The organism is Xenorhabdus hominickii, assembly GCF_002632725.1.
GTDB classification, from domain to species: domain Bacteria; phylum Pseudomonadota; class Gammaproteobacteria; order Enterobacterales; family Enterobacteriaceae; genus Xenorhabdus; species Xenorhabdus hominickii.
Genome location: NZ_NJAI01000004.1, coordinates 396,463 through 410,044, shown reverse-complemented (window position 1 = coordinate 410,044; position 13,582 = coordinate 396,463). Strand labels below are relative to the sequence as shown.

Below are 13,582 nucleotides of genomic sequence, written 5' to 3'. Positions count from 1 at the left end.
TAGTAAAATGTTAATTTAATCGCTATACTGACTCATCCCAGAGGCCTAGATAACTATGTAACTGGGGAGTCAACAAAGCTGAAATTATAAAGAATATATAAAATTAAGACGCCTAATTTGGCTGTTGTCTACAATTGTGCCGGAGATGTTTGCCATAACAGAGCCCCTTTTTCAGTTTGGTGATCCAACTCTACACAAGCAATACCAGATGTGGAAAACATAGGTGGGGTTTGCGCAGGACAGAGCTCAGACACCAAATACCCCACTAACGGTAAATGAGAAACTACCAATACAGCCTTATGTCCTTGAGAGGCTAAAATCCGTAAATAACTCGCTACCAGAGCCACATCACCTGACGGAGTTAATTCATCCAGGACTTCCTCTCTGTCCGGCAATGTCAGACATTCACGAACGACTTTTAAGGTCTGCCCTGCTCGAATATAGGGGCTAACCAATACACAATCAATGTTAGGCTTTCGTTGGTCAAGCCAATAAGCCATTTTCTGCGATTCTTGACAACCACGTGGAGTTAGCTCTCGCACTATATCACTGATTGAGTCTAAAGCGGCATCACCGTGACGCATAATAAAAACGTACATAACTCACCGTGTAGTTAATTTAAAATAAATCTCAATATCTGTTGCTACACAATCTATTTCTATACAACGAAAAACAATCAGATATTATTGAATCAACCAGTTGGTTTTACTGAGTTAATCATGAAAAACCAATTGATATTATCGAGATGCTTGTTGATATATACCCAATGAATTTCAAGATGTAGCACGATGGCAAGTGAATGAATCCCAAGAGCATAGATAACTAGGTGACTGGGTGAGTGAGCATAGCCAACAAAGCTGCAACTTGAAAGAAAATGGGTATAAAACATTTCAATTAGAATCAACAAGCATTCTGCCCTAAAATAAAAACAAATAAAATGACTAAAGAAATATTGATATTTTAGGAAAAATAATTCAGTCACATGATGACCTGATGTCATTATCTTCACCAAAAGATTATGATTCATCACATCATGTCAAACATCATATTGACAGAGGTACAACAAGATAAGATTTATACCCCGAAGTACATATAAAGTTGTGCAACCAAGGTGAATACACACCCGTTGGCGGTAGATCATGATCCATTGAATCAAACCTATAAAAAATCGACTCTTGACGAAAAGAGCCGATCTATTTGATTTAAAAATATAAATTATTCGTAAAATTTCTCTTTCTTTTCAGCCATCTGGATTAAACGTTCACAGGGAGCAAATTTTTCCCCGTGTAGCGACTCCAAACGACGTAAAATTTCTACAACTTTATCACTGCCAAGTTTATCAATATAACGGAATGGCCCTCCCAAGAATGGCGGAAAACCGATGCCAAAAACAGCACCAATATCGCCATCACGAGGACTTCTAATAACCCCTTCTTCCAAACAGCGGGCGGCTTCATTCAACATAAGCATCACGCAACGCTGAGCAATGTCAACAGGTAACATTTTTACTGCTGGTTTGATTTTTAATAAGGAATAAATGGATGAATCAACTTCTTTGGCTTGTTTTCCAAAAGACCAGAATGAAGATTTTTTATTCGTATATGAATAAAAACCACGGCCATTTTTCTTGCCTTTCCGGTCATCTTTTAATATCGCGTCCAATATCTCTGGCGCCGCAAATCTATTCCCCAATTGCTCCACCAAAATCGGAATGATTTTAGTACCGACATCAATACCAACCTCATCCAGCAAATTGATTGGGCCAATAGGAAAACCGAAACCAACTAATGCCTTATCAATATGCTCAACGGGTTCTCCTTCCACCAAGCAATAACCAGCCTCATTAATGTAAGGTGTCAGGATTCGGTTCACATAAAAACCCGCTTTATCCCCGACAACAATAGCTGTTTTTCCCTGCTTCTTAGCCAATGCCACAACAGTTGCAATTGTTTTTTCACTGGTTCCTGCATGTGGAATGACTTCTACTAATGGCATTTTGTCAACGGGGCTAAAATAATGAAGGCCAATGATTTGTTCTGGCCGTATCGAGATTTCAGCAATCTTGTGGATGGGCAATGAAGATGTATTGGAAGCAAAAATAGTTTCAGGTTTTGCGCGATTTTCAATTTCTGAGACCATTTTACGTTTCAATACCAAATCTTCGAATACCGCTTCGACCACAATATCAGCTTGCTTAAATCCGCTGTAATCCGTGGTTCCTGTCAATAAAGACATTTGGCGAGAACGTTCCGCTGATTTCAAACGACGCTGTTTTACACGCTTAGAAAGAAGATCCCAAGTATATTTCAGTGCCTGATTGATACCTTTTTCATTAATGTCTTTAATGCGGACAGGTAAATTTCCTCGCGTCATGGTGACATTAGCAATACCACCACCCATCAGTCCTCCACCTAAAATCCCTACATGTTTGATCTCAGAGGGTTGCTCTGACGAACCTGTTTCATTTTTTAACGCAGTCGAAGCAAAAAACAAACCCCGTAATGCTTCTGATTCCTGCGACATCGCCAACTCACCAAATGCCCTAGCTTCTGCCTGAAAACCCTTATCTAACCCTTTTTCTAAACCAGTGCGGATCACATTGATAATCTTCTCTGGTGCTGGATAATGACCGTGAGTTTTTGCTCGCGTTTTTTGATGAACCATGCGGAATAACAACGGCCTGCCTAGTGCACTCGCCAATATACGTTGTGACCATGCTAATGGCTTACGTTTAACAACGCCTTTTTTGACGTATTGCACAGCAACATCCAGCAGGATATCCAAAGGCACGGCGTCATCCACAACGCCCAGTCGTTGCGCCTGTTTTGCCTTAAGCTGGCGACCAGTCAATATCATATCCAAAGCAGCGCTAACCCCTATCAGCCGAGGCAAACGCTGAGTTCCTCCTGAGCCTGGCAACAGCCCAAGCTGAACTTCCGGCAAACCAAGACGCGTTTTCTCATCCAAAGAACAGATACGCGCATGACAAGCCAATGCTAATTCCAAGCCGCCACCCAAACATGCACCATGAATAGCCGACACAACAGGTAAAGGATAATTAGCAATCTGGGCAAATAATTTCTGCCCTTTTTCAGCCAATTCAGTCGCTTCTTTCTGAGTTTGGCAACTTGCAATCATACTGATATCCGCACCAGCGATAAAAGTATCGGGTTTACCAGATACAATCACCAACCCTTTCAAACCAGAAGCTTGTTGAGCTTTCTCAAACATAGTTAAGAACTGGTCGATAAATTCAGCCTTCAGGGTATTCACTTTTTCATCAGGTACATCAATGGTGATCACGCCTACCTTGTCGTCTCTGATAGAAAAACTGAATACTGATTGCTCCGGTTGCGTTGTTGACATAACGGTTTCTTTTTCAGCCTGAGCCATTATTCCACCTCCAATATCATTGCTGCACCCAAACCACCCGCAGCACATGCTGTCGTCAGACCAAGCCCACCACCACGGCGACGCAATTCATTCAACGCCTGAGTAACCATTCGGGCCCCTGTCGCAGCAAATGGGTGTCCATAAGCAATTGAACCACCCAATACATTGAATTTATCCATATCTATTTCACCAATAGCCTGAGCACGCCCCAGTTTTTCACGGGCAAATTTTTCACTGGCAAACATCTTTAAATTCGCCAGTGTCTGAGCAGCAAACGCTTCATGCATGTCAATAAGAGTAAGTTCATTCAAAGTGATACCAGCACGATCCAGTGCCAGCGGTGTCGCATAAGATGGTCCCAATAACATATCCTGCCAGACATCAATCGCAGAAAATGCGTAACTGCGTAAATACCCCAATGGAGTCATACCCAGTTCTTTGGCAACCGATTCACTCATCAACATCACGGCTGCTGCGCCATCAGTCAATGGCGTACTATTCGCCGCTGTAACGGTGCCATATTTACGGTCAAAAGCTGGGCGTAATTTAGCATAAGAGGTCTCAACAGAACTTTTCCGGATATTGTTATCTTCTGACAATGTTTGGCGATATGGCGGAAAATGTGCTGATACGACTTCATCATGCAAAAGCCCCTGCTCCCAAGCTTTAGCAGCCAGCACATGAGAACGGTGCGCCAATGCGTCCTGCTCTTCTCGGCTGATATGATAAGTTTTCGCCATCTGCTCCGCCGTATCTCCCATTCTTAACCCCGTTGAGTATTCAGCAACGGCAGGAGACACAGGCAATAAATCACGTAATTTTAATCGGCTGAGTAGTCTCAACTGTTGAGATAGGCTCTTGGCTTTGTTCATGTCGACCAAAGTGCGGGCTAATGATTTGGTGACTCCGATCGGTAAAACGGATGAAGAATCAGCACCACCAGCTATTCCCACATTGACTGTACCCGCCATAATACTTTCAGCCACATTTGCAATCGCTTGAAAACTCGTCGCACAGGCACGGGAAACACTATAGGCATCAGTATTCACACTTAAACCTGCGCCTAAAACAATCTCCCTTGCAATATTCGGCGCTTCCGGCATTTGAACAACCTGACCAAAAACTAATTGGTCGATCTTCTCAGGCGATAAACCGCTCCTGATGACTAGCTCACTAACGACAGCTTTTCCCAAATCGACAGCTGGGATACCGTGGTAGAAAGTTGCCTGTTTAGCGAAAGGAATGCGCAACCCACTGACAATAGCAACACGCTCCCTTTGCGCTGTCACTTTTGTTGAAGAACGACCCATAGCAACTCCTGACAATAATTATTAATTAAATCAATTGATTGATTAAAAACATTTACGCATCTGACAAGAGGTCAGACCTGATCAAGCATTGTTAACGCAATGTTGGGAAATAGCAAACAGGAATAAACGAAAAATGCGAGCAAACGCAACTTTAAGGCATTTATAATTTATACAACTTGGATGGGGAATATGCGATTTAAATGGAAAGAAAAAACTCTTATTTACAATCGTTGACAACAAATTTCCCCACTGATTTAGGTTTTAAGACAATGGGAAAACCGTTGTTCTGAATGAATTAACGCAATCCTAACTGAAAAATAAGAGCTTCAGCCTGGCAACTAAAAGTGAAATCTATAGATAATTGTATTCCACCATCAAGTTCTTCGATTTTATGCTGTATAACACAGGGTTCTGACTCCACTGACTTTGCTTTTTCAATCAATACATTAAGCATTGTTTTCACTTCCTGTTCACTGGCAAAAACACTCTGATAAGAAGCCGTACAATCTTCATTATCAATGACTGCTCCCACATCAACACAACAGCAAGCCGTGGTTTCTTCCATACTACAACGATTAATTGCGTCAGGCATCTTTGTTTCTCCAACGATAAAAACCTGCTAATGATTTTACTGTACTCAGACGGTTAATAACCAGCATTTACAATGTTTAGAGTCAGTTATCTGACGATTTATTGATCTCATCACGTTAGCCAATATCTGTTTACATATTATTAACGCTAATTGTCGATTTTTTGTTACACGAGTCGCATTTTAACAATCAACTTGATTATATTTTAAAAACATTCTTGCAACATATTCTACTATCAGGCCTATACTTCGTGCACTGGTCTGATTTGTCATTATGACAAATCGACTCTACAATCCCGCGCTCTCAGCTACTTGAGTAGCATGTTAATAATAATTAAACAATGAGGTTTTGGTTATGAGCCAAAAAAACCTGTTTACGCGTTCAGCATTAGCAGTGGCGGTTGCAGTCATCTCATCCAACGCTAGTGCTGCCGGTTTTCAATTGAATGAATATTCATCATCAGGACTAGGCCGTGCATTTTCTGGAGCAGGTGTCGTTGGTGACAACGCTTCCGAGGGAAGCCGTAACCCTGCGGCCATGACCCTTTTTAATCGCCCATCGTTTTCTGGCGGTTTAATTTATGTCAACCCGAATGTTGATATCACTGGTCAATCTCCATTGACTCACAACAGTACCGATGCTAAAAACATTGCGCCACATGCATGGATACCAAACCTGCATTTTATTACGCCTATCAATGATCAGTGGTTTATCGGTGCATCTGCGACTTCCAACTATGGATTAGCAACCAGTTTCAGCAATAACTACACTGCTGGCCCACTTGGTGGCAAGACTGATCTTAAAACCGTGAACCTAAACCTAAGCGGTGCTTACAAGTTTAATGATCAGTTCAGCTTTGGCTTAGGTATCGATGCTGTTTATGCAGACGCTAAAATCACTCGCCATATGGGTGAGACAGGCTCTATGATAACGAAGGGACTCAGAGCTAAAGGTATTCCAGTCACAATTCCAGCGAGTGCGGAAGCTGCCAAAATGGAAGGCAAAGATTGGGGTTATGGCTGGAATGCTGGATTCTTATATCAGTACGACGAAAATAACCGTTATAGTCTGACTTACCGTTCAAAAGTCAAAGTTAAATTCAAAAGCGGAGATTACCGCAGTGATTTGCCATTCATACCAGGAACCTTTGATAATGGCACTGACGGCAAAACAGTCAAAGGTAAACTAGATCTGAACTTACCTGATATGTGGGAGTTTTCAGGCTATAACCGTGTTGCACCACAGTGGGCAATTCACTATAGTTTCCTGTATACAGGCTGGAGCGAGTTCAAGGAATTAAAAGCAACAAGAAATGACACAGGTAAAGTCGCATTTGAGAAACATGAAGGTTTCCGTGATGCTTATCGTGTCTCACTGGGTACCACTTACTACTACGACGATAACTGGACATTCCGTACCGGTATCGCCTTCGATGAAAGCCCAGTACCAGCTAAAAACCGTTCTATCTCTATCCCTGACCAAGATCGTTTCTGGTTTAGTGTTGGAACCACTTACGCATTCAATAAAGATGCCTCTGTAGATGTTGGTGTTTCCTATATGCGTGGCAAAAAAGTACGTGTTAGCGAAAAACTGAAAGAAAATGCTGATGCGCCATTGAATACACCTTATGAATTTGATTCCAAAGGAACTGCGTGGCTGTACGGCATGAACTTTAACTATACGTTCTAACCGAATGCGGTGATCTAAAAAGGATAGCTAATGCTATCCTTTTTTGGTTTTTTATTCCAAATTAATCAATGGAATCCAATTCATCTTGGATACTTGCCGCATTAGGATTTTTTTCTGGCACTAGCTTGCCGCCATTAACCATAAAATCGTGACGCTGGAAATAAGCATTGCGCATCATCAAATAAGGATCAGAAGAATTTTTCAACAGCCCGTCAGAATCCAGTAAACGAGCACGAGTTTCTATACCTTCAACCATCCACTTGCCTACCGACATCCAACCCGTTAGATAACTCAACATAGGATAAGTCATATCCGCAAAATTACCGCCTTCATCACGTAGTGTGAAACTACCATAACCAGGCAGAACAACATAAGGGCCATAACCCACATTATAGTGCCCCAACGTGCCACCAAAACGTACTGAATCTTCTTTTGCTAGTTTTGGATTCGCCATTGAAGCAACATCAATAAACCCGCCCATACCTAAAATGGTATTCAAAAAGAAACGGTTAAAGTGCTTTGCACCTTCATTAAGGTTACCACGCAAAAAACTGTTAACCATGCTGGCGGGCTCTTCCAAATTACTCATAAAATTACCAACACCATTCCGCGCCGGCATTGGTACATAATTACGCCAAGCTACAGCAACAGGTCGTAAAAAATAAGGGTCGAGAACATCGTAATTAAAGTTGAACATTGCACGGTTAAACCCTTCCAGCGGATCAGAACGGCCCTGTTGCATCGTATTTGATGAACTAGCACATCCCACTAGTAAAGCGGCTGTAAGAGCAACCCCGCTCAGACGATACTTCATATTGTTCTCCACATAATAACTTTTAGGCAGTGAATATCACACTGCATGGTGATCAATGTACCCAATGTGTTAAATATACTGCCAGTTTTTCATTAATGGTAATCAAAAAGAGTGGTGATTATATAGGCAAACAGTTCGTAATGCCTTATCTCCGGCAAGAAAAACTGGTATAATTTTTTCTGCTGCCACTTAGAATGGATATAACGAATTATAAATATAACTTATTGTTTTTATTTTAAAAAATTATAATTAAAATCCTAAAAGTACACCAATATGTACACAATACAAAGTCACCTTGTTTTATCTCTTCCCGTTTTACTACTTATAGCTCACTTACAACAATTCACAATCAAGATAGTTTATCACCCACCAACTCACTGATTACATTGATGAGGTATCGACCGCTACTGTTACCTGAAAAAAAGCGGGAAATTATAGGGCAGGGGGAAAGGAAGCCACTATCACTATAGGGCAGAAACCTGCCCTATAGTATGTGAGGTACCTGTGCAAACAAAAGGTATTGCGTACCCAAGGTGGGACGTCATACCTTGAGATGATCCCGTTTTTATTTCATGAATAAAATCAGATTATTAATCATGGCTCAGATTTGAGCCATGATTATCATCCGGTAATCGGCGGAAAATTTCGCTGATTGACAAGCCAAAGTGAGAGCCTCAACTACAGGTTGGTATGCTAAACGTACAGAGCTGCTTTAACCTACCTAACGAAGAAGAGCCTCCCAAATAGGTGACTCCTTAAACTGAAGGAATCCCTATAGTTAATTTCCCCGGAATAAAAGTTAAACAAGTACATATCTCCGTTTGAAACAGAAGCGTGCCTACACCATGCAGGAGTTAAAGGTGAGATTTCTCACCTTTGTATAGATAATTTCAATTCTTTAAGAGACAAATGATCATATTTAAAGCTCGGCGCATTTCTACTGTGCAAAGATTATATTTATCTTATCGGGTACGGAAACGCCGACACTTCTTGTCTTTGTCATATGGCAATTATTCAGATCTGGACAATAATTAAGACAATTCTCATCTGCACATGCTGCATGTTTAATTAGATTATTACAGGTGCTCGTAACTGCCGCATGCCAGTGATTTCCCCAGTAAAAAGTGGCACTCAATTGTATTAAACAGGGTTTAGGGTCTGTGCTGGCGGGATTATATGTATGACTCACTGCCCAGATTATCTTTTTTTGTATCCCAAAGCATATACCAAGACCAGAGTTAATGTCCTCAACGGTCATGTTATATTCATTACTAACACTGAAATTTAATGGGCCTGCGCTAGCCATACATGCGTCATTTATTCTAGATAAATGAGTGAGACCAGAATTGGAGTTAAGCTGATAAACCTCTCCAGACGGCCTTGCTGGATTTGAAAATGTTATATCATATTTTAGCCAGGAAAGCTGATTGTGAGATTAAAAATAAAACCATTGAAATAAGACTAAATAAAAATTTCATATCATCCCCTTTTTTGAGGAAATTGCTAAAAATAACAATTGTTATTACTTCATCATTAATGAACCACTGAAATGATAGTTTCTATATCATATAGGTTATTCACTTATCTGCTTTAGTATAAGCAAGCCCCCTCAATGACCATAACTCAAAATCCAACAGATAATTGAGTCCGTTTAATGTGTAATCCGCAACCTACTGCGGGTTACACAAATATGACGACAAAGCAGTGACCGCAATTCTCGATAAGTACACGCCTAAATTTAAACCACTTAATCACATGAGGTTCAGTGCTAAATCAGTGCTGGCTTATTATGTGAGAGTTATTCGGAAGGAGAATAGAAATGGATAAAGATTTAATTGAAGAAAAAGAGGTTTTTGATATGTTAGGAAAGAAAAGAACCGCAGTGTATAGACTCAGAAAAAATATGGATTACCTGAACCAGTTCTCAGCCACCCCCCGCCCGATACAGTTATTCAGCTATACGTGAATGGCTTGATAATGGCGGAGTCAACCGTTCTTGAGCTGCCTAACATGCCAGAAAATCTTATCTGTATATAATTCATACGCCCCTTTTTGCTCATCAATCCAATCGTGTTTATTGTACACGGCCATCACCCCACCTAGCTCATGCCCCAGCATCTTTTCGGTGACATGGGGCGCAATCCCTTCGCTTGATAAATTAGTCACCAAAGATCGCCTAAAGTCATGTGTACGCCATTCAGGTATATCAATTGATTCCCTTAGTTTCTTCATATAGAGGTTTGATGATGATCGGTCTATGGATTTATCAATCTCCTGACCGGGAAAAAAAATATCATTACTCATGTTTAATATCCGTTCTATATATGGGGTGACCTGCTCGAATATAGGTCGCCTAATCACATTGCCCATTTTTGAGTGAGCTACTGGAGTTGTCCAGATCAAGTCATCCATATTGAATTCACGAGCAGTAGCAAGCCTCAATTCAGAAAGGCGAGCTCCCCATAATAAAAGGAGTTGATGCAATACTTTGTTGGATGAAACTATCTTATTATTTTCCAGGGCTAGCCAGACCTTAGCCAGTTCTGTGTAAGTTAAAACTCGGCTACCAGTGTCTGGTTTTTTGCCTGTATTTTTCACGCTAAGTTTCATGACTTCACATGACGGGATAAACTGCCTTCCTATGCACCAATTAACAACTGAACGCATTTGAGTTAAAAGCACTCTGGCTTTTTTAGGGTTTTCCTTTTCCTGTTTGTCGAAAAACTTAACCCAAGATGACACAGGTATGCTAGCTACTGGTGTACACGAGAATTGTGTGTACATCGTGTTGTACACAACGGACTTATAAAGTATCTGTGTATTAGGTTTTAGCGTAGATGCGTACTTATCCCACCAGTAGTCAAGACAATCTTTTAATGTTGCCTCTCCTTCTGAATGAGAGAAATACATTTTTGGATTAAACCCCTTTGTGTGCAATGAGCGCATCTCACCTACTGCGATTCGTGCATCCTTGAGCGACATTTCAGGATAGCGACCAACAGTAAGGCGAACAGGCTTGCCATTCCAGCGATATCTATGCTGAAATGTTATAGTTCCGTTTGGCGTTATTCTGATACTCAAGCCGTCACCATCGGTTAACTCCGGAGTCCCTTTGTAGGGTTTATTGTGAATACCACGTAGTTTAGTGTCGCTCAATGCCATAACTATAACCTGTACACAAGTTGAAGTTTAATTATGTACTCAATCTGTACACAATGGCAAGTGAACGAACCGACCACAACTAAAAACGAGCAGAAACAAAACTAAACAAATAAAGGCAAACAACTTGATTAAAACAGGAAGAAAGAGATAAGATACAAACAGCTCGAAACAAAATGAAACATAGTAGTAAAAAGTCCCCTTAGTTAAATGGATATAACAAGCCCCTCCTAAGGGCTAGTTGCAGGTTCGATCCCTGCAGGGGACGCCAGTCCACAGTTCATCGCAGTTCTTACCCGTTCGCTAAATCCCTTAAATCCCTTAAATCCCTTAAATCCCTTAAATCCCTTAAATCCCTTAAATCCCTTAAATCCCTTAAATCCCAAAATATACAATAAATCACCGTTCGCATAAGTTCGTTTTGGTTCGTTGACATCCGCACTCCTATTTGGGTAAATTTTGGGTAAAGAATTTTACCCAATGCTTACTGTAAAACAGGTAGATTCAGCTAAACCAAAAGAAAAACCATACCGTCTATCAGACATTAACGGTCTTTATCTATACATTCCGTTATCTGGTAAAAAAGTATGGCAATTACGTTATCAGTTTGAGGGAAAAGAAAAGATTCATACTGTGGGTAAGTATCCTGAAATATCCCTTGCTGAGGCTAGAGACAAGGTATTCGAGTTAAAGAAAGAATTAGCTAATGGAATAGACCTATCAAAAAGGAAAAGATCCACAGAAAAACCTAAAGATACATTCTCATCCATCTATCAAGAATAGTATCAATTCAAAAAAGCCGTCTGGTCTGAAAGATATGCAAAAGAATTACAAAGTATGTTCCGAAGTGACATTTTGCCAAGCATAGGCCATATGACAATGGAAGAAATAGAGACATTGGTCTTACTCAAGGTGATCCGTCAGTTCGAAGAACGCGGAGCGATGGAACAAGCAAGTAAAGCTCGGCGCAGGTGTGGAGAAGTGTTCAGATATGCCATTGTGACAGAAAGGGCAAAATATAATCCAGCTCCAGATTTAGTCGACGCAATGACAGGATATAAAAAGAAGAATTATCCGTTCCTAACAGTAGACCAAATATCCTCATTCAATCAGGCGTTATCTTCGTATTCCGGTAGTGTTATCTCAAAAATAGCCACTCAGGTTTTACAATACACAGCTCTGCGCACGAAAGAACTGCGCAGCATGCAATGGAACGATGTCGATTTTGATAACAAGCTAATTAACATCGAACCAGAAATAATGAAAAACCGGAAACCACACGTAATTCCGATGTCAAATCAGGTCATTGAGTTACTAAAAACTCTCCACCCTATCACTTCAAGTATTTCTAATTTCGTATTTGCTGGTAGAAATGACAAGAAAAAACCAATTTGTGAGAACGCTGTATTACAAGTGATTAGGCAAATTGGTTATGACGGGATCGCTAGCGGCCATGGCTTCCGTCACCAGTTCAGCACTATCCTGAATGAGCACGGATTTAGCCATGACCTAATTGAGCGTTAATTGGCACATATTGACCGCAATAGTATTCGAGGCATATATAAACACGCCCAGTATCTCGATAAACGCCGTGAAATGATGCAGTGGTTTGCTGACTACATTGACAAAATATCAGGTCTGTAACCCAACATATTTGTTTTCTCCTTTTAATCGGACGACAAAAGCCAGTAGCGAAATACTGGCTTTTTTATTTGGTTTAATTGTGAAAAAAACATGCAAAAACGACCGATGCAAAATAATTGCATAGGTTAATTGTGAGGTTTTAGATTTTTGGATGAGTAAAGATTAGCGTTTCCGCTTAAGTCATAGAATTATTAATTCGTGTTATAATTTAAATATGAAAATATAATGAGTACATTCACGCTAGGATAGTTTGTGCTTTTTCAGCACACCTAAATTGTTCAAAGAGCAGGTCAAGAATAATAACCTCCCGTTTAGGAGGATGCCCTAACGCGTATTCAGGGCTGATACTCACCAGATTTTTTAAAGGACTGCACATATATTATGTACTTAATTCGATATAAGCTAGCACACTCGAAAATAATATTCCACTAGCGACAAAAAAGCCCCGTGATGGGGCTATTGCCACTTTCAAAGAAAATCAGTTATCACAATACCCTTCTTTTGCAAGACGAACACCGGCCTTAGATATTACCCTTTTTCCTTTTTCTTCTGTTGACACACTCAGACCAGCGACGCCAACAAAAACTCCCATTTTTATGTATTGCCTTATGAAGTAATTTTTTCCAGGTTCGGTGAAAATTATCAGGTCATTAGGGGAGGACTCTGATTCGGTTGATATTTTGTGGTTTTGGCCGCCTGATACTTGTGTGTAGAAAAATGTTTTATCTGCTGTTTCTCCAATACACTTCCCATCAACATAAATGTTTTTTTAGAGCCTTACCGAAAAAGCTGTCGCGGTAGATATATAAGCCAGATTTGTTTTCCTGTGGGGCAAAAAAGCTTTTAGTTTTTGCTGATTCTTGTTCAGTTGCAATCAGGGCGCGAGCATACTTTGATTAACATTCAGCCAAAGAAAACTTTGGCGCGGTAATCATCACACCAGCTTGCTTTTTTAAGCTTATTTCTTGGCTCGGTGCCCCACA

General features: G+C 40.5%; 9 protein-coding genes, 1 tRNA gene and 1 pseudogene. 4 read left to right on the top strand and 7 right to left on the bottom strand.

Features of this window, described 5'->3' with window-relative positions; translation table 11 throughout:
* Positions 1–128: 128 nt before the first annotated feature.
* From sixA to Xhom_RS14205, 4 genes are all read right to left on the bottom strand, one after another.
* Complete coding sequence (gene sixA, locus Xhom_RS14220) at positions 129–599, bottom strand: phosphohistidine phosphatase SixA (RefSeq protein ID WP_069315108.1); 471 nt, start codon at positions 597–599, stop codon at positions 129–131.
* 616 nt (positions 600–1,215) lie between these two features.
* Positions 1,216–3,393: a fatty acid oxidation complex subunit alpha FadJ gene (fadJ, locus tag Xhom_RS14215; protein ID WP_069315109.1), complete on the bottom strand. Its 2,178-nt coding sequence runs from the start codon at positions 3,391–3,393 to the stop codon at positions 1,216–1,218.
* Positions 3,393–4,703 (bottom strand): acetyl-CoA C-acyltransferase FadI, encoded by a 1,311-nt coding sequence (gene fadI / locus Xhom_RS14210; RefSeq protein WP_069315110.1) that lies wholly within the window; start codon positions 4,701–4,703, stop codon positions 3,393–3,395. Before fadI ends, fadJ begins: the two co-directional genes overlap by 1 nt.
* Positions 4,704–4,998: 295 nt before the next feature.
* Positions 4,999–5,295 carry a YfcZ/YiiS family protein gene (locus Xhom_RS14205; protein ID WP_084022938.1) on the bottom strand — a complete coding sequence of 99 codons (297 nt, stop codon included), beginning with the start codon at positions 5,293–5,295 and terminating at the stop codon, positions 4,999–5,001.
* A gap of 352 nt (positions 5,296–5,647) precedes the next feature.
* Here Xhom_RS14205 and fadL point away from each other — a divergent pair, with 352 nt between their 5' ends.
* On the top strand, positions 5,648–6,982 hold the full coding sequence (gene fadL, locus Xhom_RS14200) for a long-chain fatty acid transporter FadL (protein WP_069315111.1): 1,335 nt from the start codon (positions 5,648–5,650) through the stop codon (positions 6,980–6,982).
* Between the two features lie 61 nt (positions 6,983–7,043).
* Here fadL and mlaA read toward each other — a convergent pair whose 3' ends face one another.
* On the bottom strand, positions 7,044–7,796 hold the full coding sequence (gene mlaA, locus Xhom_RS14195; protein WP_069315112.1) for a phospholipid-binding lipoprotein MlaA: 753 nt from the start codon (positions 7,794–7,796) through the stop codon (positions 7,044–7,046).
* A gap of 1,819 nt (positions 7,797–9,615) precedes the next feature.
* Between mlaA and Xhom_RS14185 the strand changes: the two genes are divergently transcribed.
* Positions 9,616–9,762 carry a hypothetical protein gene (locus Xhom_RS14185; RefSeq protein ID WP_232326219.1) on the top strand — a complete coding sequence of 49 codons (147 nt, stop codon included), beginning with the start codon at positions 9,616–9,618 and terminating at the stop codon, positions 9,760–9,762.
* Positions 9,763–9,782: 20 nt separating this feature from the next.
* On the opposite strand, the gene Xhom_RS14180 is transcribed toward Xhom_RS14185, so the two are convergent.
* On the bottom strand, positions 9,783–10,958 hold the full coding sequence (locus Xhom_RS14180; protein ID WP_069315114.1) for a tyrosine-type recombinase/integrase: 1,176 nt from the start codon (positions 10,956–10,958) through the stop codon (positions 9,783–9,785).
* Positions 10,959–11,151: 193 nt separating this feature from the next.
* Here Xhom_RS14180 and Xhom_RS14175 point away from each other — a divergent pair.
* Positions 11,152–11,226 (top strand) — tRNA-Arg (locus Xhom_RS14175).
* A 209-nt stretch (positions 11,227–11,435) separates the two neighbouring features.
* Positions 11,436–12,599 (top strand): annotated as a pseudogene (locus tag Xhom_RS14170) (tyrosine-type recombinase/integrase).
* Between the two features lie 478 nt (positions 12,600–13,077).
* Here the strand turns inward: Xhom_RS14170 and Xhom_RS14165 are convergent.
* Complete coding sequence (locus Xhom_RS14165) at positions 13,078–13,341, bottom strand: DUF2846 domain-containing protein (protein ID WP_232326340.1); 264 nt, start codon at positions 13,339–13,341, stop codon at positions 13,078–13,080.
* Positions 13,342–13,582 lie beyond the last annotated feature (241 nt).